16 protein-coding genes are annotated in these 24,845 nt (G+C 61.3%); 4 read left to right on the forward strand and 12 right to left on the reverse strand.

The window, feature by feature from the left end; translation table 11 throughout:
• Window positions 1–34 precede the first annotated feature (34 nt).
• Together BM416_RS11720 and oadA are read left to right on the forward strand one after the other, a co-directional pair.
• Window positions 35–1,450 (forward strand): acetyl-CoA carboxylase biotin carboxylase subunit, encoded by a 1,416-nt coding sequence (locus tag BM416_RS11720; protein ID WP_027608221.1) that lies wholly within the window; start codon window positions 35–37, stop codon window positions 1,448–1,450.
• An 11-nt stretch (window positions 1,451–1,461) separates the two neighbouring features.
• Complete coding sequence (gene oadA, locus BM416_RS11725) at window positions 1,462–3,270, forward strand: sodium-extruding oxaloacetate decarboxylase subunit alpha (protein ID WP_027608222.1); 1,809 nt, start codon at window positions 1,462–1,464, stop codon at window positions 3,268–3,270.
• A gap of 66 nt (window positions 3,271–3,336) precedes the next feature.
• On the opposite strand, the gene BM416_RS11730 is transcribed toward oadA, so the two are convergent.
• The 4 genes from BM416_RS11730 to BM416_RS11745 all read right to left on the reverse strand — a co-directional run bounded on the left by BM416_RS11730 (window position 3,337) and on the right by BM416_RS11745 (window position 7,713).
• Window positions 3,337–4,506, reverse strand: coding sequence for a hypothetical protein (locus tag BM416_RS11730; RefSeq protein WP_139237742.1), 1,170 nt, complete (start codon window positions 4,504–4,506; stop codon window positions 3,337–3,339).
• 108 nt (window positions 4,507–4,614) lie between these two features.
• Window positions 4,615–5,925, reverse strand: coding sequence for an autotransporter outer membrane beta-barrel domain-containing protein (locus BM416_RS11735; RefSeq protein WP_092488169.1), 1,311 nt, complete (start codon window positions 5,923–5,925; stop codon window positions 4,615–4,617).
• 166 nt (window positions 5,926–6,091) lie between these two features.
• On the reverse strand, window positions 6,092–6,895 hold the full coding sequence (locus BM416_RS11740) for an amino acid ABC transporter permease (RefSeq protein WP_256577496.1): 804 nt from the start codon (window positions 6,893–6,895) through the stop codon (window positions 6,092–6,094).
• Window positions 6,892–7,713 carry an ABC transporter substrate-binding protein gene (locus BM416_RS11745; RefSeq protein WP_092488170.1) on the reverse strand — a complete coding sequence of 274 codons (822 nt, stop codon included), beginning with the start codon at window positions 7,711–7,713 and terminating at the stop codon, window positions 6,892–6,894. Before BM416_RS11745 ends, BM416_RS11740 begins: the two co-directional genes overlap by 4 nt.
• A gap of 112 nt (window positions 7,714–7,825) precedes the next feature.
• Here BM416_RS11745 and BM416_RS11750 point away from each other — a divergent pair, with 112 nt between their 5' ends.
• Entirely contained in the window at window positions 7,826–8,725 is a 900-nt protein-coding gene (locus BM416_RS11750; protein ID WP_092488171.1) for a homocysteine S-methyltransferase family protein, read from the forward strand.
• A 3-nt stretch (window positions 8,726–8,728) separates the two neighbouring features.
• On the opposite strand, the gene BM416_RS11755 is transcribed toward BM416_RS11750, so the two are convergent.
• The 3 genes from BM416_RS11755 to BM416_RS11765 are packed head-to-tail and all read right to left on the reverse strand — an operon-like array spanning window position 8,729 to window position 10,501.
• Window positions 8,729–9,409: a GNAT family N-acetyltransferase gene (locus BM416_RS11755; RefSeq protein WP_092488172.1), complete on the reverse strand. Its 681-nt coding sequence runs from the start codon at window positions 9,407–9,409 to the stop codon at window positions 8,729–8,731.
• Window positions 9,410–9,419: 10 nt separating this feature from the next.
• Window positions 9,420–9,866, reverse strand: a complete 447-nt coding sequence (locus BM416_RS11760; protein WP_092488173.1) for a GNAT family N-acetyltransferase — start codon at window positions 9,864–9,866, stop codon at window positions 9,420–9,422.
• Window positions 9,863–10,501 (reverse strand): FMN-binding negative transcriptional regulator, encoded by a 639-nt coding sequence (locus BM416_RS11765; RefSeq protein WP_092488174.1) that lies wholly within the window; start codon window positions 10,499–10,501, stop codon window positions 9,863–9,865. Before BM416_RS11765 ends, BM416_RS11760 begins: the two co-directional genes overlap by 4 nt.
• 90 nt (window positions 10,502–10,591) lie before the next feature.
• Between BM416_RS11765 and BM416_RS11770 the strand changes: the two genes are divergently transcribed.
• Window positions 10,592–12,133, forward strand: a complete 1,542-nt coding sequence (locus tag BM416_RS11770) for a MocR-like pyridoxine biosynthesis transcription factor PdxR (protein WP_092488240.1) — start codon at window positions 10,592–10,594, stop codon at window positions 12,131–12,133.
• 3 nt (window positions 12,134–12,136) lie between these two features.
• Here the strand turns inward: BM416_RS11770 and BM416_RS11775 are convergent, their stop codons facing one another.
• From BM416_RS11775 to BM416_RS11795, 5 genes are all read right to left on the reverse strand, one after another.
• Window positions 12,137–16,750 carry a dermonecrotic toxin domain-containing protein gene (locus BM416_RS11775; protein WP_092488241.1) on the reverse strand — a complete coding sequence of 1,538 codons (4,614 nt, stop codon included), beginning with the start codon at window positions 16,748–16,750 and terminating at the stop codon, window positions 12,137–12,139.
• 115 nt (window positions 16,751–16,865) lie between these two features.
• Window positions 16,866–17,957 (reverse strand): polyamine ABC transporter substrate-binding protein, encoded by a 1,092-nt coding sequence (locus BM416_RS11780; RefSeq protein WP_092488175.1) that lies wholly within the window; start codon window positions 17,955–17,957, stop codon window positions 16,866–16,868.
• Window positions 17,957–18,988, reverse strand: a complete 1,032-nt coding sequence (locus BM416_RS11785; protein ID WP_092488176.1) for a histone deacetylase family protein — start codon at window positions 18,986–18,988, stop codon at window positions 17,957–17,959. Before BM416_RS11785 ends, BM416_RS11780 begins: the two co-directional genes overlap by 1 nt.
• Window positions 18,989–19,118: 130 nt before the next feature.
• Complete coding sequence (locus BM416_RS11790) at window positions 19,119–20,111, reverse strand: AraC family transcriptional regulator (protein ID WP_092488177.1); 993 nt, start codon at window positions 20,109–20,111, stop codon at window positions 19,119–19,121.
• A 64-nt stretch (window positions 20,112–20,175) separates the two neighbouring features.
• Window positions 20,176–24,786, reverse strand: a complete 4,611-nt coding sequence (locus tag BM416_RS11795) for a coiled-coil domain-containing protein (protein WP_092488178.1) — start codon at window positions 24,784–24,786, stop codon at window positions 20,176–20,178.
• Window positions 24,787–24,845: the final 59 nt, after the last annotated feature.

Below are 24,845 nucleotides of genomic sequence, written 5' to 3' on the forward strand. Positions count from 1 at the left end.
AAGAACGCAGCAATCGGCTCAAGGGAATTTCCAAGTGATAAAAAAGATCCTGATCGCCAACCGTGGTGAAATTGCCGTACGAATCGTGCGTGCCTGCGCCGAGATGGGCATTCGCTCGGTCGCGGTTTACTCGGACGCCGACCGCCACGCGTTGCACGTCAAGCGTGCCGACGAAGCCCACAGCATTGGTGCCGAGCCGCTGGCCGGCTACCTGAACCCGCGCAAGCTGGTGAACCTGGCGGTGGAAACCGGTTGCGATGCGCTGCACCCCGGCTACGGCTTCCTGTCGGAAAACGCCGAGCTGGCAGACATCTGCGCCGAACGTGGAATCAAATTCATCGGCCCTTCGGCTGAAGTGATTCGCCGCATGGGCGACAAGACCGAAGCCCGCCGCAGCATGATCAAGGCCGGTGTGCCGGTCACGCCCGGCACCGAAGGCAACGTCGCCGACATCACCGAGGCCCTCACCGAAGGCGACCGCATTGGTTACCCGGTGATGCTCAAGGCCACCTCCGGTGGTGGCGGTCGCGGTATCCGCCGTTGCAACAGCCGTGAAGAACTCGAACAAGCCTTCCCCCGCGTGATCTCCGAAGCCACCAAGGCGTTTGGTTCGGCGGAAGTGTTCCTGGAAAAATGCATCGTCAATCCCAAGCACATCGAGGCGCAGATCCTCGGTGACAGCTTCGGCAACGTGGTGCATCTGTTCGAGCGCGACTGTTCGATCCAGCGCCGTAACCAGAAGCTCATCGAAATTGCCCCGAGCCCGCAGCTCACTCCGGAACAGCGCGCCTACATCGGCGACCTGTCGGTGCGCGCGGCCAAGGCCGTGGGCTACGAGAACGCCGGCACCGTGGAGTTCCTGCTCGCCGAGGGCGAGGTGTACTTCATGGAGATGAACACCCGGGTGCAGGTGGAACACACCATCACCGAAGAAATCACCGGGATCGACATTGTCCGCGAGCAGATCCGCATCGCCTCGGGCCTGCCGTTGTCGGTGAAACAGGAAGACATCCAGCACCGTGGCTTTGCGTTGCAGTTCCGCATCAACGCCGAAGACCCGAAGAACAACTTCCTTCCAAGCTTCGGCAAGATCACCCGTTACTACGCGCCCGGCGGCCCCGGCGTGCGTACCGACACGGCGATCTACACCGGCTACACCATCCCGCCGTTCTACGACTCCATGTGCCTGAAGCTGGTGGTCTGGGCGTTGACCTGGGAAGAAGCCATGGACCGCGGCCTGCGTGCCCTGGACGACATGCGCCTGCAAGGCGTGAAGACCACGGCCGCCTACTACCAGGAAATCCTGCGTAACCCGGAATTCCGCAGCGGCCAGTTCAACACCAGTTTTGTGGAAAGCCACCCTGAGCTGACCAACTACTCGATCAAGCGCAAACCCGAAGAGCTGGCCCTGGCCATCGCCGCCGCCATCGCCGCCCACGCAGGCCTGTGAGGAACATTCCAATGACTAAAAAAATCTTCGTAACCGACACCATCCTGCGCGACGCCCACCAATCGTTGCTGGCGACCCGCATGCGCACCGACGACATGCTGCCGATCTGCGACAAGCTCGATAAAGTCGGCTACTGGTCCCTGGAAGTCTGGGGCGGCGCGACCTTCGACGCCTGCGTACGCTTCCTCAAGGAAGATCCGTGGGAGCGCCTGCGCAAACTGCGCGCCGCGTTGCCTAACACGCGCCTGCAAATGCTCCTGCGCGGCCAGAACCTGCTGGGCTACCGCCATTACAGCGACGATGTGGTCAAGGCCTTCGTGGCCAAGGCTGCCGTCAACGGTATCGACGTATTCCGCATCTTCGACGCCATGAACGACGTGCGTAACCTGCGCGTGGCCATCGAAGCGGTAAAAGCCGCCGGCAAACACGCCCAGGGCACCATCGCCTACACCACCAGCCCGGTGCACACCGTCGAGGCCTTCGTGGCCCAGGCCAAGCAGCTGGAGTCCATGGGGTGCGACTCGATCGCGATCAAGGACATGGCCGGCCTGCTGACCCCATACGCCACCGGTGAACTGGTCAAGGCACTGAAAGCCGAGCAGAGCCTGCCGATTTTTATCCACTCCCATGACACCGCCGGTTTGGCTGCGATGTGCCAACTCAAGGCGATCGAAAACGGTGCCGACCATATCGACACTGCGATCTCCAGCTTCGCCTGGGGCACCAGCCACCCGGGCACCGAGTCTATGGTCGCCGCCCTTAAAGGCAGCGAATTCGATACCGGTCTCGACCTGGAGCTGCTGCAAGAGATCGGCCTGTACTTCTATGCCGTGCGCAAGAAGTACCACCAGTTCGAAAGCGAATTCACCGCCGTCGACACCCGTGTGCAAGTCAACCAGGTGCCGGGCGGGATGATTTCCAACCTGGCCAACCAGTTGAAAGAGCAGGGCGCTCTGAACCGCATGAGCGAAGTGCTGGCTGAAATTCCACGGGTGCGTGAAGACCTCGGCTTCCCGCCGCTGGTGACTCCGACTTCGCAGATCGTCGGCACCCAGGCGTTCTTCAACGTGCTGGCCGGTGAGCGCTACAAGACCATCACCAACGAAGTGAAGCTGTACCTGCAAGGCGGCTATGGCAAGGCGCCGGGCACGGTGAACGAGAAGTTGCGTCGCCAGGCCATCGGCAGCGAAGAAGTGATCGATGTGCGCCCGGCCGATCTGCTCAAGCCGGAGATGACCAAGCTGCGCGGCGAAATCGGCGCACTGGCCAAGTCCGAAGAAGACGTGCTGACCTACGCCATGTTCCCGGACATCGGGCGCAAGTTCCTCGAGGAACGCGACGCCGGCACCCTGACGCCTGAGGTGCTGCTGCCTATCCCTGAAGCCGGTGGCGTGGCCCGTGCCGGTGGCGAAGGCGTGCCGACCGAGTTCGTCATCGACGTGCACGGCGAAAGCTACCGCGTGGACATCACCGGTGTCGGTGTGAAAGCCGAAGGCAAGCGCCATTTCTACCTGTCCATCGATGGCATGCCGGAAGAAGTGGTGTTCGAACCGCTCAACGAATTCGTCGGCGGCGGCAGCAGCAAGCGCAAGCAGGCCAGCGAGCCGGGACATGTCAGCACGGCGATGCCGGGCAATATCGTCGATGTGCTGGTCAAGGAAGGCGACGTGGTCAAGGCCGGCCAGGCCGTGCTGATCACCGAAGCGATGAAGATGGAAACCGAAGTGCAGGCTGCGATTGCCGGCAAGGTGACCGCCGTTCACGTGGCCAAAGGCGACCGGGTGAACCCTGGCGAAATCCTGATTGAAATCGAAGGCTGATCCAGCCTTCGACACTACCGTTTAATCCTCGGGGGGGCAGGTGCTCCCCTTTTTTTTGCCGATTTTTTAATGGTCAGCGGAGGGTGCGGCGCTCTGCTTGCGCTTGAAGCCGACAAAAATACCCTCAGGTTTGTAGAGCAGTTCAGGTTCCAGGGTGGTCAGGTTGCTGGTAACGGCGCTGAATGTTCCCTTGATGGATGCCGCATCCGCGATACGTAGCTGGCGCGTGAGCAGTGCTTCACTTTCCGGCTGTACATCAAGTTTCAGGGTGGCGTTATCCAGCGTTAACGTATTGCCGACTTTCAGCGTGGAGTGGGCTTGGTCCGCGCCCACTTTGAACGCCATGGTCGATCCTGGTTTGAGGTGCAGATCCTTCCTGATCCGGGTCCGTGGTGTATTTTCAGGATCGAGCAGCAGAGTACCCCCGACATTAAGGGAGTCGACGGTGCCGCCGGAATAGCTGCCGCCCGCATCAATATCCAGGGTCCCCTTGATAACGCTGCGGTTGGTCAAGGCAGCATCGCCGTACACCGTGCCGTGCCGATTGTCGTGCAGTGCACCGGTCAGTTCCCAGGCGCCCTTGCCGACCCACAGGTGTTGCATTCGGGTCGCACCTTCGAACGTGCCGCCTTTGGCGTCATCGAGAACCACTTGGTTGGTACCGCTGCCGCCATCGACTTCGCCTTTGAAGCGGCTGCCATTTTTGACAACCAACAGGTCGTCACCGCCGCCCATGTCCAGGGCGACTCCATTGCCACCTGCAATCAGGCCATGGTTGATCACCTCATCGGCTTTTTCTCCCTTCAGGGCCACACCCGTGCCGGATTGGGCCGTGATGCTTCCTCGATTCTCCAGCCAGACAGAGGTAAGCCCGGAGCTGCTCAGGCCATGATCCGGTGAATTGATGTGCACGTCCGGGCTGTTGACGATGTCGACGGCTTTGATGATGTGTGACTTATCAAGGTTGGACGGGGTTTGGGTGAGGTGGGCGATCTCGTCGAGATTCATCCCGTCGCGTCGCGGGGAGTTAGGCGTGGTGATGACTTTGACAATATTGGTGTCGAGCTGACCATTTGAGGCCTGGCGGGCGGGGTGCCCGAACGAACGCGGAGTGGTTGGCGGCGCGGTGTGGGGCTCGGGTGCTGCGGCGGGCGGAGTGGCAGCCTCGGCCAAGGCGTTGGCGCTTTGTGCGAAGAGTGCACCAAGGGGAGGGAAAAACGAGAGTGTCGATATCATGATTTCCGGCCTCTTTTGTATAGGAGACCGGAGTGTAGCCAGCAGAAAGTGGTGCTTAATGTCAGCCTTCAATACCCGCGTGAGTGTGAAGGTTCTTCCGTTTCTGTATTAAAACGCGCTTTGCCATTGGCCCATTAGTCCATGGTTGCGGCTGTTGTCGCCCACTTCGGCGGTGTACGCGATGCCCAGGGTCTGGTGCTCCGAAAGACGCATGTCCAGCCCCGTGCGCAAGGCCAGATTATCTCGGTCCAGCGAGGTACCGCCGATGCTGAACGCGCTGTTGAAGTCCTCGCGGGTTTCCCTGGCAAAGGATTGGCGTACGCGGCTGTTGGTGTCGCCATACAAGTGTTTCCAATGGACGCTCAGGTGCGGCTTGAGGGTGATCCGGTCGGCCACTGCGATGTCGCGGCTCAAGCGCAGGCCGAAGGTGCTGCTGAGGTTTTGCTGGGTTTGGGTGCCCACGTTCAACGCGCTATGGCCACCTTTCTCGGAGAAGCGGTCACGGTGATACCGCTGGAAGCCGATTCCGGCAAACGGTTCGGCATGCAAGCCGTCGGTGACGAACCGATGGCCCAGTTCGGCGAATGCGTTCTGGCTCTGGGCCTTGTACTTGCCCGTGAGGCGTTCGCGGTAATCGATGAAGTCGAAGTCCACATTGCGCGTGTTCTGCCCGGAATGGCTGCTGTACAGCGCGCCCAGGCGTAAAGCCCATGGACCGTCCTGGCGCACCGCATAGGCGCCCAGGTGCCAGTTGTCCACTTCACCGTTGAAATGCCGGGCACTCAGGTCGCTGCCAGACTTGCCGCCCACCACGCCGACCCGCCAGGCGTCATCGATTGCTCCATCTGCACCCAGCAACAGGCCCTGGCTGCTTTGTTTCAAGCCGGCGCTGCCGTGTTGGGCATCGAGGGCACCGCTGCTGGCCAGGCCTTGGACCCAGACACGCCCGTCCTCACTGGTGTGGTTATCCAATTGGCGTATGGCTGTCAGCAGGCTGGCGTGCAAGCGTTTCATGCTGTTTTGCGTGGCCGTGCCCAGGTTGGCGTTCTGGCTGCCGGCCAATTGCTCCAGCAGCGTACCCAAGCGACCTGGCTCCAGGCTGCTCAAGTACCGCCCGTAGTTTTCAAGCTGGTACTTTTCCCAGTCCCTCAACTCCTCCGATGCCAGCGCGGCATCCACTGCCGAGTCCAGCACGCGGGCAACGCTCAGGCCGTTACGACTGTTGGCTCGGTCGATGAAATAGAAGTCTTCGGGGGTGGGAGTGGCGGGGTCGACATGAGTTTTCTGGTGATGTTTCGCAATCTGTTCGAACCACTCGCTGTCGGGTTCCATGTCGTCGCGGGCCTGTGCGTACTGAGCGCAGGTGGTCCCCAGTGCGAGGGTGATGGCGAGTACGAGTTGTTTCTGAATGAGTGGCATGTAAACCCACCTCCTGATGTATGAGGCGGGGAATTTAGCGGGGCACCCAGGGGATAACTGTCAGGCCAAGCACCGCGTGTTTGCGGGAGATGTCTCTAGTCCGATGCGATAAAAATTCAGTTCGATTGGCGCAGTAGGCCTGAGGGCGATAGTGACTTCAATGGCCTCACTCTCGCCTCGCATACCCCTTGCCATAGTGCCGCTCCATGCGTGCCTGGATCAGTTCCAGGCCGAGGGACATCACCCAGTAAATGATCGCAGCGGTGGTGAGCATTTCGATGTAGCGATAACTGGAGCGTCCGTAGGATTGCGCCAGGAACATCACTTCCCACACGCCCATCACCGAGATCAGCGACGAGTCCTTGAGCATGGAGATGAACTGGTTGGTCGCCGGCGGGATGATAGTGCGCATGGCCTGGGGCAGGGTGACGTGCCAGAAGATCGCACGGTCGCGCATGCCCAGGGCCAATGCGGCTTCCCGTTGTCCATGAGGGACGCCCAGGATGCCGGCGCGGAAGATCTCGCTCAGGTACGCGCCGTAGTTCAGCGACAGCGCGATGATCCCCGCGACGATGGCGCCCGGTACCAGGCCCAGCTGTGGCAGGCCCAGATAGATCAGCAGGATCTGGATCAGCAACGGCGTGCCACGGAAAAACGACGCGTAGAAGCTGGCGATACCAAAGGCCACTGCACTTTTGGACAAGCGCCCGAGCGCGGTGATAAAGCCCAGCACCGACGAGGCGGCAATCGAACACAGGCACAGGAACAGCGTCAGCGCTGCGCCTTGCAGGAAGCCATTGGGTGCCAGGTGCAGGCCAACCAGGTTGGGCAGCTTGTCGAGAATGATCGAGAACTTCAGGTCAAAGCTCAGGAAGAAACTGGCAAACAGGGCGCACAGCGCCGCCCAGGTCAGGTAAAGCCGCGTGCGAAAGCCCAGCAGGGCGCGCGCAGGTTGTGGGGGAACACTCATTGGCTGATATCGGCACCGATCCATTTTTGCGACAGTTTGCTCAGGGTACCGTCCTGTTTCAACTGGGCAAACACCTCACGCACCTTGGCGTCCCACTGGGCGTCGCCTTTTTCGATGGCCACCGAGTTGGGTTCGGCGTACAGCGCTGCGCCGGCGAGTTTGAAGCGTTTGTCCTGGTCCAGGCGCGGTTGCGCAGTGACCAGGTTGGTCAGGATCGCATCCAGGCGTACTCCGGCACCCAGGCCGAGGTCCTGGAAGGCCACGTTATCGGTGTCGTACGGGGCGATCTGCACGTTCTCGAACGGGTATTGCAACTGGGTGTCCTCGGCGCCTTCGATCACCAGGTTCTTGTTCAGGTAACTCTCGTAGCTGGAGGCGCTGGTGAGGCCGACTTTCTTGCCGCTCAGGTCCTTGGCGCCGTGGATGCTGTCATCCTTGGCATTGACCACGATCACGGCAGGGGAGGCGTAATACTCCACCGGGAAGTCGAAGACTTCGGCGCGGGCCTTGCTCGGGGTCATGGAGCAAATGCAGATGTCATAGCGCCCGCTCCAGCGGCCGGCGGCGATCACGTCCCACGAAGGCGTTTCCAGGCGCAGTTTCACACCGAGTTTTTGCGCGACAGCCTTGGCCACATCGACATCGAAGCCGTCGAGCTGGTTTTGCTCGTTGAGGAACGAGAACGGCGGGTAGCTTTCCATCAGCACGCCCACCAGTTCCTTTTTCTTCTCAACCCGATCAAGGGTCGCGCCGCCAAAGGCTTGGGTGGAGGCAGCCAGTATCGTCAGGCCCAGGGCCAATAGCGGTTTAAGTTTCAAAATGGGTACCTGAATAAAAAAGAGTTGTTATGAACCGAATTGAACGTATTAAATAGTTATAAGAACGACTCTCATAGTGAGTTATTTTCATAAGCTTATGAGTAAAAAGCATATGGCCGCAGGGAACACAGTAATTCTGGATGGCGGCATGGGCCGTGAACTGCAACGCCGCGGTGCGCCGTTCCGGCAGCCGGAGTGGTCGGCGCTGGCGTTGAGCGAAGCGCCGCAGGCGGTGGAGGCCGTGCATGCGGCCTATATCGACAGTGGTGCCAATGTGATCACCAGCAACAGCTATGCGGTGGTGCCGTTCCATATCGGCGAGGCGCGCTTTGCTGCCGAAGGCCAGGCCCTGGCGGCGCTGGCGGGTGAATTGGCCAGACGGGCGGTGCAGGCTTCGGGCAAGGCCGTGCGTGTGGCCGGCTCGTTGCCGCCGCTGTTTGGTTCGTATCGCCCCGATCTGTTCGAGCCGCAGCGCGTGTCTGAGCTGTTGACGCCACTGGTGCAGGGCCTGGCACCCCATGTCGACCTGTGGCTGGCGGAGACCCAGAGCTCAATCGTCGAAGCGCGGGCTATTCATGCGGGCCTGCCGAAGGATGGCAAGCCGTTCTGGCTGTCTTTCACCTTGAAAGACGAAGACACCGACGAAGTACCGCGCCTGCGTTCCGGCGAACCGGTTGCGGACGCGGCCGAAGCGGCAGCGCAATTGGGCGTCCAAGTGCTGCTGTTCAATTGCAGCCAGCCGGAAGTGATCGGCGCGGCGATCGATGCCGCACGCCAAACCTTCGAACGGTTGGGCGTGGCGATTCAGATCGGTGCCTATGCCAATGCCTTCCCGCCCCAGCCCAAGGAAGCCACGGCCAACGACGGCCTGGACCCCTTGCGCGAGGATCTCGACCCACCGGGCTACCTGCAGTGGGCGGCGGACTGGAAAAAGCGCGGTGCCAGCCACTTGGGCGGGTGCTGCGGGATCGGGCCGGAGCATATTGCGGTGCTGGCCCGGAAGCTGGGGTAAGCCTTAAAGCGCCTGGCGGCGACACTCCGCCAGGCCCTTCAACTGCCCGGAACCTGCCTGGTTCGCCTCCGACAACCACGCCTCAAACCCCGCACCCACCGTCGGCCATTCCGAATCCAAAATCGAATACCACGCCGTATCGCGGTTCTGCCCCTTCACCACCATATGCTGGCGGAACACCCCCTCAAAACTGAACCCCAACCGCTCCGCCGCATATTTGGAGCGGGCGTTGCCGTTGTTGCACTTCCACTCCAGGCGGCGGTAGCCCTGTTCGAACGCGTATTTGGCCAAGAGGTACACCGCCTCGGTGCTTTTGGGTGAGCGCTGCATCGGCGCGCCGAAGGTGACATGGCCGATTTCGATACGGCCCTGGGCCGGGACGATGGACATCAGGCTGAGGATGCCCTGCACCTGGCCGGACGCACGGTCGACCACGCTGAAGAAATACGGGTCGCTGTTCGCCGCATGGTTGTTCAACCACGCATCAAACGCGGCGCGATCGGCAAACGGGCCGTAAGGCAGGTAATCCCACAACTTGGGGTCGGCGCCGGGGCCTTCGAGGGCTTGCCACAGCTGGTCGGCGTGGCGGGCCGGGTCGAGTTTTTCCAGGCGGATAAAGCGCCCTTCAAGCAGTTGCGCGGTAGGCGCCGGGACGCCCTTCCAGTCGGCGAGGGAAGTGGACATGCTGCGCTCCTTAAAGACCTTTGCGAAATTGAATGAAGCCAGGGCGTTCGGCGATGCGCTCGTAGAGCTGGATCGCGGTGGTGTTGGTCTCGTGGGTCAGCCAGTGCACCTTGCAACAGCCGTCGGCCTTGGCAGTGGCGTAGACGAACTCGATCAGTTTACGGCCGACACCGGTGCCGCGCTGGGCCGGGTCCACCAGCAGGTCCTGCAGGTAGCAGGAGTTCTCGATGCTCCAGTTGGAACGATGGTAGATGAAGTTGACCATGCCCACCGCCTTGCCATCCTGCCAGGCCAGCGCGGAGTGGGTCGGCTCATGGGCATCGATCAGGCGCTGCCAGGTGCTGTGGCTGACGGCGTCCGGCAGTTCGGTGTTGTAGAACGTCAAGTACGCCTGCCACAGCGGCAGCCAGGCGGCGTGGTCGGTTGCGGTGACCGGGCGGATCTCGATCTGGCTCATTCTGAAACTCCTTGGGGAATAAAGCGCGCGAGGGTCTGGTCGCGTATATCGGCGCTGGCGGCCAGGCCGTCGCGCACGCCGGCGATGTCCGCCGCGCTGCGGTTCTGGCTGAGTTTGCGTTTGCCGATCAGGCGCTCGATCGGCAGGCTGAAGCCGACGATGGCCTTGAGCATGCCGTCAATGTAATCAGCCGGGGCGTCGCTGACTTTCCAGGGCTGGGCGCGGTTGCCCTCGTGGCGGTCGGTGAGGGCGCTGACCACGCCGAGCAGGCGCTCGGCATCGGTAAACACCTGGGCCTTGCCATAGGCATGCACCGCGATGTAATTCCAGGTGGGCACCACTTTGCCGTGCTCAGCTTTGGCCGGGTAAAACCCCGGGCTGACATAGGCCTCGGCACCGGCGAAGATCACCAGGGCTTCGCTGCCGTCTTGCAGGTCTTGCCACTGCCGATTGGCCTTGGCCAGGTGCCCGTACAGCGTGCCGTTGGGACCTTCGTCGGGATTGAGCAGCAGCGGCAGGTGGCTGGCCTGCAGGCCTTGCTCGCCAAAGGTGACCAACTGCGCCAGGCGTGTGTGCTGGATCAGTTGCTGTATTTCGGGCAAGTCGTCGAGGGCAAAGGCGCGTGGTGTGTACATGAATATTTTCCTTGGCGAATGCCTGCATCCTAGGCAGGCTAATGGTTCGTTGTAAGAGCCATCTTCGGCCAATTTCATAGGTCCAATATGATGTCGCCCATTTCGCCGCCGCTGTCCTTCAACCCTGCCGGTATCGAGCTGGATCGGCGCCAAGGCCTGACGCGCCAGCTTTATGCAGCCCTGCGTCAGCGCGTGCTGGATGGGCGCCTGGCCAGCGGTACGCGCCTGCCCGCCAGCCGTGACCTGGCCGCTGCGCTGGTGATTTCCCGCAACAGCGTCGTGCGCGCCTACGATCAGTTGTACGCCGAGGGGTTTATCGAAGGCCGTGTGGGTGACGGCACCTATGTCGCCCAATTGCCCACGGCCAAAAAACTATCCACAAAAGTATCCACAGGCTTATCAACAAGCTTATCCCCAGCCTTATCCACAAAATGTACGGAATTGCCGCAACACCTCGATGGCGAAGTTATCCACAGGCCGGCCTTGGGGCGGGTGCAAAATAACCATTTGCCACAGCCGCCGGCGGGTCCGCCCAAGGCATTTCGCGTGGGCGTGCCAGCGTTCGATCTGTTCCCGTTCGAGGTCTGGGCCAAGCTCAACGGGGCGTTCTGGCGCAAGCCGGACCTTGCGCAGCTGTGCTATGGCGACCCGGCGGGTGACAGCCGCCTGCGCGGCCTGATTGCCGCTTACCTGCGCAGCTCACGGGGCATGCAATGTACGGCTGAGCAAATAGTGATCACCAGCGGTGCACAACAGGCAATCAGCCTTTGTGCACAGTTGCTGGTGGAGCCAGGTGACGGGGTGGCGGTGGAAAACCCGGGCTATCGGGCCGCCGGGCACGCGTTCGCACTGGCCGGTGCCCACCTGCAGGGCGTGCCGGTGGACAGCGACGGCATCGATTGCCAGGTCCTGAACACATTGGGTGATTGCTGCCTGGCCTATGTCACGCCCTCTCACCAATACCCGCTGGGCGTGGTAATGAGCCTGGCGCGGCGCCTGGAGTTGCTGGCCTGGGCCGAGCGCACCGGCGGTTGGATCGTGGAGGACGACTATGACGGCGAATACCGCTACAGCGGCGCACCCCTGGCGCCCCTGGCCGCGCTCGACCGCAGCGGCCGCGTGCTGTACGTCGGCACCTTCGGCAAGGTCGCATTCCCGGCCTTGCGCCTGGGCTATCTGGTGTTGCCGCCAGGCCTGGTCGATGCCTTCTCACGGCGCCGTGCGGTGGATATGCGCCACTCGGAAGTCAGTACCCAGGCGGTGATGGCCGAGTTTATGGCGGCCGGGCACTTCCAGCGGCATATCCGCCGGATGCGGCGCGCGGCATTGAGCCGGCGCAATGCCTTGCTCGCCGGGTGGCCGCGCGGTCTGCCGGGGGTGGGCGAGTTGCCTGTCATTGCCGCAGGGCTGCACATGACCGTGCGCGTGGACAGCCTGGCCCGCGAGCAACAGCTGCTTGAGCAGGCCCGTGCCGTGGGCGTCGAAGTCAATGGTTTAAGCAGTTACTGGCTGGCGCACTCCACCACTCCGGCAGACCAGCGCGCCGGCCTGGTGCTGGGTTTTGCCGCCGTACCCGAGGCGGCCGTTGCCGAGGCCCTGGCAACGTTGCGCAGGGCCTGGCAGCACGATTGACGGTCAGGCCTGGAAAAACAACGAACGGGCCAGGATCGGGCTGATTTCACTGCGATAAATCGCGATCTGGTCACGGTCGCTCAAGCCCGTGCGGTGTACAGCGCCCCCCAGCTTCTGCTGGTCGCGGGTCTTGAGGTGGCCAGCGGTGTAGTGTTCCTGCGCAGCTTGGGGAGACTCATAGTGAAAGTGCGCATACCAGAGCACCGCATGGGTCTGGTGATCACGCACCTCGTATTCGTCCAGGTAGTTTTTGCCGGGGCCTTTGAGCCGCCGTCGCGTGACCACTTTGGCGATTTTCACCAGGCCCTGGCTATGCAGCCACTCCACCCGTGCCGCCGTGGGCGGTTGTTGTTTGGTCATGCTGATGCGGGTGCTTGTGCCCAGTTCGTATAACCGCTGTGCGGCGTCATTGAGCCGGCGGTTGAGGGCAGCGGCTGGAGGGCGGTCGCTTTCCGTGAGGTTGAGCCGGGTGAGCGCGTCTTCGATCGTGGCCACCGCGCGTTCCAGGCGTGCAGCGTACTGATGGAACATCTCCTCGATTTCTACCGGAATACGTCCGGCTTTCTTTGAATGCCCCAAGGTGCGCAGGCTCGCAGCGGGCTCTTCATCCAGCAGACTCTGCGCGGCGTTGATGCTGCTGCCCAGATCGATGGCCAATGGCTCGTGAGGGCTTGAGGGCGTGATCTCCCGCTCGACCCAGACCCCAGGGGTTTTTTCGTGAAAGGTCGCGATGATCTTGCCCGTCACCGGTGCCTTGACGTCCACCAGGCCGCTTTCGGCTTCACGGGGCTCGCCCACCACCACCCCGTTGAAGCGCGTCTTGATGACTTTGCGCTTGGGTGTCGGGGGGGCTTTTGATGGGCCAGGCTTGGGCTCCAGGGCTTTTCGTTGCCTGATCAACAGCGCCAGCTCATGCACCGCCTGTTGGTTGAATTCATCGAGGCGTTGGCGCAGATGTTCCAGGGGTTCTCGCTGCACCTGTTCCGGGTGTTCGGCGTGCAGGTCCAGCAGGCGTTGGTCGACAATCGCAAACTGATCGACCAGGCTGTTGAGCACTTCAATACGCTCGTGCAGGTCGCCGATGCTGGTTTCCACCAGGGTCTCGATCCACGTTTGCACATGGAGATCGGCAGCATCCACGATCTCATTGAGTTGTGCACGGGCGTCGGTGAAGGCCTCCCCGCGGCCTTCGCCAATACACAGGTAACGGCTAAGGGTGAGTTGCATGGCCTTGAGGTCGTGAAGCTTGAAGTCGGGCAGGGCCTGCATGCTGGTCTGGATGACTTTGGCACCCTCTATGCCCAGGCTTTCCAACTGACGATAGCGCGATTGCGCATACTCCATGCGGTTGATCATATCCAGGTTCAGCTTCGCCATCGTCTGCGCAATCTCGTTGCGCTGCTTGATGTCCTGGGCGGTGACGGCTTCCATGTCTTCCACCGACACCAGCAACTTGTCGCGAAAAACCGGCAAGCGTTCCGCGATGGCCGAGCGGGTCAGCAGCAGTTGTTTGTTCAGGTAGTCGATCATCGCGCTCTGGTAGTTGGGTACCGAATCGATGACATTCAGCGAGCGCAACTGGCGAATGGGTACGTCATAGTCGGCCAGGCGGCTGTCGACCTTGTCGAGGAACGTCTGGCGCTGGCGATCGGAGGAGGGACCGGGCACCGGGTCTATCGCGGCGTGGGCCTGGGCGACTTCAGCCTGCCCGCGCCGTTCGTCAGCATCGAATTGGTTGAGTTTCTGCCGGAGGTCGGTGATCCGCGAAGGCACTTTGCCGCGAGCCGATTGCCGGCGATTCCTGAAACCGGCACCGCGCAGGCGCAGGCGAGTGTCGACAAACCATTGGCCGGCCAGGTTGCTCACCAGCAGCGGACCGACGTGAGTGGGGCGGCCCGGATCGACGATCATGACATTGTCGTTTTCATCCACCGTCACCTCGAACCAGCGGGCGCCCACCGGCGCGTACCATTTATCGCCAAGCGCATAGAGATGCAGGTGCGGCCCTGTTTCCTTGACGGCTTCCCCCAGCCCGTCGGGCCTGGCCACTTTGAAGCGATCCAGTGTAGCCCCCAGGCTTGTCGGAGAGCGTTGAAGCGCGCCGCTGTTGTACAGCGGGCCTTGATGGCGAGTGGGCAGTTCGGCGTCGGGCAAGTCGGGTCGGCGCATCACGGGGATCCGGCGCTCCGGCGGCAGTCTGGTTTCAGGCGCCTGGGTCGGGGTGGCTTCATGTTTCGGCAGCGTTGCCTTGGGCGTCTTTCGCACCGGCGGATGGCGCAGGGCGACGTGCAGCACCAGGGCCATGCCCAGGTTGAGCAGCAGATCTACCTGGGCTGTCCAGGACACCTGCCCGTCAGGCTCCGGCTCTGCCTGGGCGGTCGCCTGCAGGTCGTCCATGATTTGCCAGATCCAGGCCGCGATGCCCACGGTGCGGCCCATGAATGGCAATGCCGCGCTGAAAATCAGCCAGCCGGCTTCTCGATAGCTTGCCCAGCGTTTCTGGGCGTTGGACACCGATTGCCGCGTCGCCAATTCAACCATCGCGTTGGCGTTGTCCCTGAACAGCGTCGCCAGGCTGTCGTTGCCCACCACTTCATCGCTCAAGGCCAGGGGGCCGCTCATTTGCACCACCACTTGCGGTTCCACCAACCCGCGCACCACGGTCCACGGCGAAGGTAATGCGGCAGGGAAGACATACTGCTCGTAGTTGAAGCGCACATCTTCGGCCAGCCAGGCCAGTACCGAGTCGCGCAGGGTGCGGTGATGCTTGATGGCGTACAACAGGTTTTGCCGTGACGGGTACTGGATCAGCACCGGTTCCAGCAGTGGGCGGTACAACAGGCAAGGGCCTTGGGTGTGGTCGCGGGGGCCGATCACAAACATATTCGCCACCCCATCCTGCGCCTGGCTGGTGCACAGGGTGGGAATGAACGCCAGGCGCCGGATGACGATCTCCTGCCCCTCGACCTGCCGTTCATGGGCGTGTGCCTGCACCGCGGCAGCGATATAGCGATAACCGCGATCATCGATACCGTGCAGGCCCTGGATCTTCCACTGCAAGGCCAGCAGTGGCAGTTGCACCCGCAAGTGCGAGGTGTAGAGGGTTTGCCGAAGCCTCGATTGAACGGGGTCGTCGAGCAGGGTGTGTTTGATCAGCGTCGGGTAGCGTTCACCGATGTCGAGGGCTTCGATCACGTCCTTGAGGTAGTTGTACGTCAGCCATTGCGGACCCTCGCCGCCGTTGTAGTGCACGCTGGGCGTACCGGTGGGCAGCCCGGTGAGGTTTTCCAGGGCCAGGTCGATCAGGTTGCGCCGGGTGATGTCACTGGTTCCGGGCAGCACGAAGGTACCCCAGACCACCGGGCTTTCGATGCTGATCTCTATCTTGTCCAGGTTCAGGCTAGCGCCATTTGCACGGGCCTTGATCCGGTTTTGCAGTTGCTGCCTGGCGTAGTCGCGGATCGGCGGGATGCCGTCCTGGAAAGACTGCCCGTGGTTGTGGGTATGCAGTTCGGCCAGTTCGATCACGTAACGGCTGTAGGTCGATACGTCCAGGTCCGAGGCCTTGGCAAGCCAGTCGGGGAGTTGCTCATGGATCTGGCGGATGCTCGACAGTGAGTGATCGCTCAAGTCTTCAATCACCGGCAGGATGCGCGCGACGGCCTGGCCGGTGACGGCAGTCGTGGCGGGGGCTTCAAGTTCGGCGGAGCCAATTGATCCGATGGCCTGCAATTGCAGGGCGATCAGGTTGCACGCCAGGCTGTCGAAAAAATCCCCGGTGGGTTCGTACAATCGCCATTGCACGGTTACCTCCCCGTCAGCATGAGCCAGTGCCGCGGGCAAGGCTTCGCCGAGCTTTTGCAGTGACTCGAATTTCTCGTAACCGTTGATCAGCGAATACGTCAGGACCCGCTGGCGTTGCTCATGTACGCCGATCAGCACCGCGATATCCGACAGGCCGACGTGAGTGGAGCGGTTGTTTTTCAGGCTATCTATATCGATCAGGTAAGCGCGTGTCTGGAACGTATCGAAGTTCCGACGCTTGGCTCGCTCCGGAAAGTGGAACAACGTCCTGGCCATGGCGCAATCGTGTTCATCCCAGCCGTCCTGCGCGGTGACGTTCCAGACTTTGCGCAGGGAATGGGAGAGTGTTTGCCAGCGTGGGCCCGCCAGGCCGTTGGAAGCGTTCCAGTAATCAAGTTGCTGCTCCTGGAAGGCGGTAAAGATCAGCGCCGCCAGCTCATTGATCAGCCGCGCAATGGCATCGATCTGCACCGGCAGGTGCACGGCGGGCTTGGCCTCGGGCTCCAGGGTGAGGAAGTGTTCGCCGTCGATATAGATCACCGGCTCGGGCGCCAGAGCCTGGTTGGCCAGCACCGAGGTCAGCGATTGCACGGTGGCGGGTGCGGATTGGATGACATCGCCAACGATGCGCCAGTGCGGCGTGATGACCATGGCCAGGTCAGGGTCGATAGCGAGTGTCGGGTATTGCTCCATGAGGGACGAACGCAACAGGTTGGCGGCAACGTCGCGGATGGACGGGCCGACGCTCAATTGCATCAGCAGCTCATAGCTGCTGGGCGGGCGATTGTTGCTAAGGGGTGAGTCGTTGGGCATCTGCAGCTCCTTGGCCTGGGTCGGCATGAAGAGCTGCAAGGTAATTGGCGCTGCGGCCGGGCGGTCGGTAGATAAGTCATCATGGCCGGGAAGCGCACTTCCCGGCCACGTTTGCTCAGGTCCCGGACTTGATTCTGGACCAGGCGCGAGTCCTGGCGCGTTCGGCGTCACGTCCCAGGGGTTTCAGGGTATAGAGCGTGGCCATCGCGGCTTCGGTGGGGTACAGGTTGGGGTTGTTGCGGATCGCGGGGTCCACCTGCTCGGTCGCGTCCTTGTTCGGGTTGGGGTAGCCGACGAAATCACTGATGGGCGCAATGACGTGCGGTTGCAGCAGGTAGTTGATGAAGGTGTAGGCGTCCTGCGGGTTCTTCGCGCCTTTTGGAATGGCCAGCATGTCGAACCAGATCGGTGCGCCTTCCTTGGGCAGGCGCATGTCGACGATCACGCCGTTCCTGGCATCCTTGGCGCGGTTGGCGGCCTGGGAGAAGCTGCCGGAGTAGCCGACGGCGACGCAGATATCGCCGTTGGCGATATCGGCCATGTATTTGGAGGAGTGGAAGTAAGTGATGTACGGGCGGATTCTCATCAGCAGCGCTTCGGCTTTTTCATAGTCCTTGGGGTTGCTGCTGTTGGGGGCCAGGCCCAGGTGCTGCAAGGCCAGCGGCAGGATCTCCGAGGGTGAGTCCAGCAGCGCCACGCCGCATTGCTTGAGCTTGCTGATGTTCTCTTCCTTGAAGATCAGGTCCCAGCTGTCCACCGGTGCATTGGCGCCGAGTGCGGCCTTGACTTTGTCGGGGTTGAAGCCGATCAGGATGGTGCCGTACATGTAGGGCACGGCGAATTTATTGCCCGGGTCGTTGGCCTCGATCAGCTTCATCAACTTGGGATCGAGGTGGTTCCAGTTCGGCAACTGGCTGCGGTCCAGGGCCTGAAACACCCCGGCCTCGATCTGTTTGGCCAGGAACACGTTGGACGGCACCACCACGTCATAGCCGGAATTGCCGGTGAGCAGCTTGGCTTCCAGGGCCTCGTTGGTGTCGAAGATGTCGTAGACCAACTTGATCGACGGGTTTTGGGCCTTGAAGTCTTCCAGGGCCTTGGGGGTGATGTAGTCGAACCAGTTGTAGACCCGCAGGGTTTTTTCTTCAGCGTGGGCGGCGCTGCTTAACACGGCGGCGCAGAGTACAAGCGACTTGAGCATATTCATCAGGCAGTCCCCTCAAAACCTTCGAGCACGTTGACGGCATTGATGCCGATTTCTTCCACCGCGTAACCGCCTTCCATCACGAACAGCGTCGGCCGGCCCAGGCGGGCAATGCGCGCGCCCATCGCCAGATAATCCGGGCTGTCGAGTTTGAACTGCGAGATGGGATCGTCCTTGAACGTGTCCACACCGAGCGACACGACGATGATGTCGGCGCTGTAACGCTCGATCTCCTTGCAGGCTTCTTCCAGCGCTGCGTTCCAGCGTGCCCAGCCGGAACCGGCCGGTAGCGGATAGTTGAAGTTGAAGCCTTCCCCGGCGCCTTCTCCCGACTCGTCGGCATAGCCGAGGAAAAACGGAAATTCCGCCTCCGGGTGGCCATGAATCGAGGCGAACAGAACGTCGCTGCGAGCATAGAAAATCGATTGGGTGCCATTGCCGTGGTGGTAGTCAACATCGAGGATCGCGACTTTTTTATAGCCCTGATCGAGAAAGGCCTGGGCGGCGATGGCTGCATTGTTGAGGTAGCAGTAACCGCCCATCAGGTCGCTGGCGGCGTGGTGTCCCGGTGGGCGACACAGGGCAAACGCCGACGGCGCACCGGCCTGGATCGCCTGTTGCGCGGTCAGTGCCACCTGGGCTGCGCTGTAGGCCGCCTGCCAGGTACCGGCGGTGATGGGCGCGCCGCCGTCGAAGCTGTAGTAACCCAGTTGGCCATGCAGGCTGGTGGGCAATACCCGGCGCAAGGTACGGGCGGGCCAGGTGTAGGGCAGCAGGTCGCCTTCCTGGCCGAAGACGGTCCAGCGTTCCCAGGCGCCTTTGAAGAAGTCCAGATAGGCCGGGGAGTGAACGCGTGCCAAGGGGGTCAGGCCGAAATCATGAGGTGCGTGCACGGGCCCCAGTTGGCGGTCTTTCACCCGTTGCAACACGTGGTCGGCGCGGGAGGGCATTTCGAAACAGGGCATCAATTGCCCGTCCATCAATTCGCAACGGCCATGGTGCAGATGGTGATCGTCCGAGTAGATCGTCAGCATGTTGTTGTTCTCGAAGGCTCAGGAAGGTGCCTTGCAGTGTTGCCTCGTCGAGGCGGCAAGAGAACGGCAGGAGCGGCCAAAACGGGATAAATATGGCCAACGACGCTGTCCGTTATTCGCCCGCCGGGGCTTATGGGCGGAACTGACTCGGCGCGACGCCGCTCCAGCGCACGAAGGCATGCCGGAAGCTCGCGGTTTCACTGAAGCCCAGTTGCTCGGCAATGCGGTGGATGGGCATCGCATCGTCGGCCAGCCACTGCTTGGCCTGCTCGAAGCGCAGCTCATCGAGCAGTTCCTGATAGCTGCTGCCCAGATCATGCAGGTGACGGCGCAAGGTGCGGGGCGAGCAGTTCAACTGTTCGGCGAGCCTGTCCAGCCCCGGCGCGGCGTGCAGTTGCGTGGCAAGCAGGTGACGTACGCGGCTCAGCCATGCCTGGCGCCCGGTGAACTCGGTGTTTTGCTTGCGGCAGCGCTCAGCCATGGCGCGATGGGTGATGGCGTCGGCCAAGGGCAACGGTTGGTCGAGCCACTGACGGTCGAAAGCAAAGGCATTGGTAGCCGCCTGGAACTGCAGCGGGCAGGCGAAGCGTTCGCCATAGCGAGCCCTGTAGGCGGGCGCGGGGTAGTCGAAACGAGCCCCCAGCAACGGTAACGGGCGGCCGAGCAAGTCGTCGCAGATCGCCTTCAGCGACGCCAGGCACAGCTCGATATTGAACGCGGCCAGCGCCGGATCCTCCCGATAATCGCAGGCGCTGAACCAGACCTGCTGGCCATCGTCCTCAAGGCTCAGCTCGAAAAGTGTTCCCAGCAGCGCCGGATAGCGCAGTGCCAAGCGCAAAGCGTCACCGAAGGTGGCACTGGTCAACAGCGCATAGCCCAGCATGCCGTAGGCCGACACGTGCATGCGTTGCCCCAGTTCCAGGCCGATGTCTTGGCGCAGGGCTACCGCATTGGCGCAGACCTGCATCTCCTGGCGAGTGGTGATCCGTGTATCGGGCTGGTGCAGGTCCGCCACCGCAATGCCGCTGCCGGCCAGCAGCACCTCATGGCTTATGCCTTCGGTGCTGAAGGTCTCGAGCACCAGCGAAACAGCGTTCAAGGTGGTCAGGTGTGAGTGCAGCATAGGGGGCGGATCCCAGCAGTTATTGCTTGGATGGAGCAATTCCCATGCCGCAGGCACCCGTTGATCAGAGGCCGAAGAATAGCCGGCGTGCCTGTTCCAAGTTGATTTCGCTACGGTAGTAGTCAAGCAGTTCCTGCGAGTCCAAGCCGTACGGGGTATCGGTCGCCAGGCCCAGGTTGCGCTGAGCAGGCGTTTTCAAGCGGGCTTTGATGAACGTCTTGGCCTGCGTCCAGGACGTCGAATAGTGAAATTGGGCATACCAGAGTACGTCATGGGTAACGCGGTCTGTGATGGTGTACTCATCCAGGTAGTTCGGTCTGGCGCTCTCGAGCCGTTGTCGATTCTTGGTTTTCTTCAGGGTGATTTCACGGCGCTGCTGGAGCCATTCCACGCCGGCAATGGTGGGTGGCCGCTCCTTGATCATGCGGCGTACGTGCTGGGTGGCGTCTTGGTAGAGTTCGGCCGCGGCCTCCTTGAGTTTTCGACGGAGGATGGCTGCAGAACGCTGCTGCTGAGTGCTGAGTTGCGGTCGTGACAAGGCTTGTTCAATGGCCTGGCCGGTTTCTTCCAGCAGCAGGGCGTGCTGGTGATACAGGTACTCGGTACCGATGGCGGTCCGCGCCGGCTTTTTCGCCTGCTCGTCGGCACGCTCCTTGAACGCCGTCAGGCCGTCGAGAAAGGCCTGGGCCTTATCAAGGACTGATTGGATTTGCGGTGTCGCAGGATGCGATGGCGGTGGCGTGGTAACGCGCTGGACCCACAATCCCTGATCTTTTTTGTGGTAGGTCGCGATGATTTGTTGAGTGATGGGCGACTTGATATCCACCAGGTCGGTTTCAAGCCCGACGGAGGTCACTCGCGGTTCGCCAATCAAGACACCGTTGTAGCGGGTATTGATGAATTTTTTCTGCGCCCTGGGCGGTGTGGGGGGCGGTGTGGGTCGGCTTCTGAGGGCGTCGCGGTCGACATGCAACAGCGTCAGTTGCCGCTGCGCATCCTGGGAGTAGGCGCGCATTTTCTGGCGCAGGGATTCCAACTGTTCGGGAACGACGACGTCGGCGAAGTCTTGTGGCAGGTCCTCCAGACGCTCATTGATGACCGCGAATTGTTCGATCAGGCTGCCCAGCGCTTCGATACGTTCATCCAGACGTGCTTCGCTGCGTTCAAACAAGGTATCGCGCAGGGCCTGGACTGCAATGTCAGCGGTATCGACGATCTTGTCCAATGCTGTCCAGGCCTCAGGCGCGCTATCAACAGAGGTCTCATCCAGGCACAGGTTGCGCGACATGGTCACCTGCAAGGCCTTGAGGTCGTCACTGCTATAGGACGGCATTCGCTTTTTCCGCTCCTGGATCTGATGCAAACCCTCGGAGGACAGTTGCCGCAGTTGTTCGAAGCGTGAGTGCACGTAATCCAGGCGTTCGATCATGTCCTGGTTCAGCTCGGTGAGTTGTCGCGCATCTTCGATATGCCGTTCCTGAGGCGCGCGGGCCTGGCGCTCGATCTGGTCCAGTACTTTGCGAAAGGCTGGAGTGAATGTGCTCTGGACCTCCTTGATACCCACTTCGGATAATTCCAGTTGTGCATTCAAATAGGCGATGGCCCTGGGCTGATAGTCTGGGATGGGATCAAACACGTGCAGTTGCTTGAGTTGTTGCAGGGCCGTTTCATAGTCCGAACGCTGGGTGGCGAGTTTTTGCAGATAGTGCTGGCGTTGGTCGTCGGCCGAGGTATCGGGCGCTTCGGTCATTTCCGTGCGGGTTCGTTGCAGGTCAAGCGATAACGTTTTTTTGGAGTTCTCAAACGCTTGCAGTTTTTCGCGCAACTGCTTGGCGGTTTCCATGGCCTGCAGGCTGGTGCGTCTGATCGCTCGTTTGGGACCACCGCCACGCAGGCGCAGGCGACTGTCGATAAACCATTGGCCTAGAGCATTATGGATCAGGGCCGGGCCGATACGTCCGGGTTTAGTTGGATCAATGATGAACACTGGCTCGTCCGGTTGCGCCGATACCTCGAACCAGCGTGGGCCGACGGGTACGTAGTATTTCTGGCCTGAACGGTAGAGGTGTTGGTGAGTACCTGTCTTGGTGATGGGGCCACTCAACGTCGCGGGTTTTTCGGCCTTGAAGCTCTCCAGCAGGGTGCGTAGTTGTTCGGTGCGGCGATTGACCGCGCCACTGATGTTCAGCGGGGAAATAGTGTCGGCAGGCAGGTTGGATGATGCGTTGTCGGCCAACTGCTTGATGACGATCGCCTTAGCGACGGTTTTTTCAGCCGGCGGTTCTGGCTCACGCTGGGCGGCGAGCGCTTTGCCGGTGTGCTGATGCCGTGTGGCGATGTGCAGGGTGATCGCCAGGCCCAGATTGAGCAGGACGTCAGTGATGGCTGCCCATTGCGCGGGTTTGTCCTGTTGCTTCTCGGCATCGACGAACTGTTGCAGTTGATCGAGAACCTGCCAGATCCACAAGGCGGTGCCCAGGGTCGGGCTGAGGAAGGGCAGCACTGCATTGAGCAGGTTCCAGCCAGCCTGCTTGAGGGTTGCCCAGCGGCTTTCGGCGTTGGAGACTGACTGGCGATCGGCCAGGGTCACTAATGCCTGGGCGTTGGCAGTGAACAGCGTGGCGAGCAGGTCATCTTTCAGCACGGCGTTGCCCAACACCATCGGGCCGCTCAGGGTCCACAGTTTGTCAGGCTCCACCAGATAGTCCGCAACAGCCCAGGGAGAAGGCAGGTCCCCAGGGAATACGTAGTTGGCGTAGTCTTCGCGCACAGCGTCGGGCAGCCAGGCCAGTACCGAGTTGCGCAATTCGGTCGACTGCGTCACGGCGTAGATCAGGTTGGCAGGCGAGGCGTATTGAACCAGCGGCGGGTTGAACAATGGGCGGTAGAGCAGGCAGGGACCGGCAGCAGGATCTGACGGGCCGATGACATACATGTTGGCCACCTCGTCGTAGGTCCCTCCACTGCGCCGTTTAGGGGCAAAGGCCAATTGGCGCATGACAATAGCCTGGCCATCCACGTTGTGCTCATGGGTGTCGAGTTCCATCAGCGCGGCGATGTAACGGTATCCCAGTTCATTAATCCCGTCCTGCTGACGAAGCTTGCCCTGTAGCGCCATCAGCGGCAGTTGGATGCGCATGTGTTGGGTGTAGAGCGCTTTGCGGCGGGCGGACTCCTGGCGCAGGTCCAGCAATTTAGTGTTGATCAGCTCGGGGTAGGTCTTGCCGATATTAACCTGCCGGATAACGTTCTCCACGTAGTCGACGGTCATCCATTCGGGCAGTGCCACTCCGTTATCCAGCTCAATCGTTTTGTTGCCCAGGGGTAGCGCAATCAGGTTCTGCAGGGCCAGCTCCACGAGAGTGAAGGTGGTTGTGTTGTAGACGCCAGGAACAATGAAGGAGCCCCAGGTTTCCAGGCTCTTGACGCGCACGAGGATTTTTTCAAAAGACAGGTGCCCGGCCGTTGGGTGGTCCAAGAGAATCTGATCCTTGATTTGGTCAAGGGCATACTTCTCGATGCCGGGGATGTCCTCAAGGTAGGACGCGCCGGCATGCGCACTGTTGAGCGCCGCGAGATCCTTGAGCAGGCGTGCGTAGCGGTTGAGGTCACTGGTGGAGGCGCTGCTCAGCCAGTCGGGCAAGGCGTCGCGATACCATTCAAGTCCGGGCCCTTTTTGTGCGGGCGCAGCATCCGGTCCCGGGGTTGAATTCAAAGCGTTGTTGACCTTGCTCGGACTGTCTTCGCGCAGTTCTGAAAAATCCATGGCGCCGACAGCGTCAACCTGCTGAGCGATGTAGGCGCAGGCCAGATGATCAAAAAAATTGCCTTCGGGCTCGAACAAGCGCCAGTTGAGTGAAGGGCGATTTGCCTGTGGCCCGAGATGGTCCGGCAGTGATTTGCCCAATTGCTCCAGAGAGTCGAATTTCTCGTAGCCCTTGAGCAGTGAGTAGCTGAGGATGATCGTGCGTTGCTCATGCCGGCCCGACAGTAACGCGATCTGCAGTGCTTTAAATCCCTTGCTCTGCGTGCCGTCCGCCTGTTCGATTTCGATCATGCAGGCTTTGCTCGCATAGGGATCATCGATTTGTCGAGCGGCACGCTCGGGCAGGTGAAACAGTCTGCGCGCCATGGCGCAGTCGGTTTCATCCCATGCTTCAACTTCCTGGACGTTCCAGCCATTACGCAGGGTGTTGGACAGTTCCTGCCAGCGCGGGCCTTTGGCGTTGCTTTCGTTCCAGAAGTTGACCAGGTGCTCCTGGAAAGCGCAGAGCATGACCGGGGCTCTGATGTTGAGGATTTTCGCAACTTCGGTTGCGCGCACGGGCAAATGCACAGGCGGATCGGTGAGCGGTTGTCGTGTAAGAAAGTGCTCTCCCTCAATGCACAGCGTCGGTATCGCCAGTACCGCCTGGCGGGCCAGCAGGTCACTGAGTGCGTGATACTCGGGCGGCCCGGCCACGATCTGGTCGTCGAGGAGGTCCCAGGTCGGCACTCCCATCAAGGTGCTGCCCGGGTCGATGTTCAGGGTTGGGTATTGCTCATTCAGTGCCTGGCGCAATAATTCGGTGGCGGCCTCCCTGAAGGACGGCCCCGCGTAGAATTGAGCGATCAGCTCCAGTGTCGGGTCATTGTTCTTGAGTTGTTTCTGGACGGTGGAGGTTGAAGAGGTCATGAGGGGGTCCTGTCGTGCCGGTTGATGGAAACAACCCGAGGCAGAGGCTCGGGTTTTCC

This window comes from Pseudomonas sp. NFACC42-2 (genome assembly GCF_900116055.1).
GTDB lineage: Bacteria > Pseudomonadota > Gammaproteobacteria > Pseudomonadales > Pseudomonadaceae > Aquipseudomonas > Aquipseudomonas marginalis.

Excerpts from the sequence above, each read along its gene's own strand:
- BM416_RS11755 (WP_092488172.1), bottom strand. The coding sequence starts at position 9,409 with ATGTCCACTTCCCTCGCCGACTGGAAGGGCGTCCCGGCGCCTACCGCG.
- BM416_RS11750 (WP_092488171.1), top strand. The coding sequence starts at position 7,826 with ATGGCCGCAGGGAACACAGTAATTCTGGATGGCGGCATGGGCCGTGAA.
- BM416_RS11740 (WP_256577496.1), bottom strand. The coding sequence starts at position 6,895 with ATGAGTGTTCCCCCACAACCTGCGCGCGCCCTGCTGGGCTTTCGCACG.
- BM416_RS11765 (WP_092488174.1), bottom strand. The coding sequence starts at position 10,501 with ATGTACACACCACGCGCCTTTGCCCTCGACGACTTGCCCGAAATACAG.
- BM416_RS11790 (WP_092488177.1), bottom strand. The coding sequence starts at position 20,111 with ATGCTGCACTCACACCTGACCACCTTGAACGCTGTTTCGCTGGTGCTC.
- BM416_RS11795 (WP_092488178.1), bottom strand. The coding sequence starts at position 24,786 with ATGACCTCTTCAACCTCCACCGTCCAGAAACAACTCAAGAACAATGAC.
- BM416_RS11775 (WP_092488241.1), bottom strand. The coding sequence starts at position 16,750 with ATGCCCAACGACTCACCCCTTAGCAACAATCGCCCGCCCAGCAGCTAT.
- oadA (WP_027608222.1), top strand. The coding sequence starts at position 1,462 with ATGACTAAAAAAATCTTCGTAACCGACACCATCCTGCGCGACGCCCAC.
- BM416_RS11730 (WP_139237742.1), bottom strand. The coding sequence starts at position 4,506 with ATGATATCGACACTCTCGTTTTTCCCTCCCCTTGGTGCACTCTTCGCA.
- BM416_RS11780 (WP_092488175.1), bottom strand. The coding sequence starts at position 17,957 with ATGAATATGCTCAAGTCGCTTGTACTCTGCGCCGCCGTGTTAAGCAGC.
- BM416_RS11760 (WP_092488173.1), bottom strand. The coding sequence starts at position 9,866 with ATGAGCCAGATCGAGATCCGCCCGGTCACCGCAACCGACCACGCCGCC.
- BM416_RS11770 (WP_092488240.1), top strand. The coding sequence starts at position 10,592 with ATGTCGCCCATTTCGCCGCCGCTGTCCTTCAACCCTGCCGGTATCGAG.
- BM416_RS11785 (WP_092488176.1), bottom strand. The coding sequence starts at position 18,988 with ATGCTGACGATCTACTCGGACGATCACCATCTGCACCATGGCCGTTGC.
- BM416_RS11735 (WP_092488169.1), bottom strand. The coding sequence starts at position 5,925 with ATGCCACTCATTCAGAAACAACTCGTACTCGCCATCACCCTCGCACTG.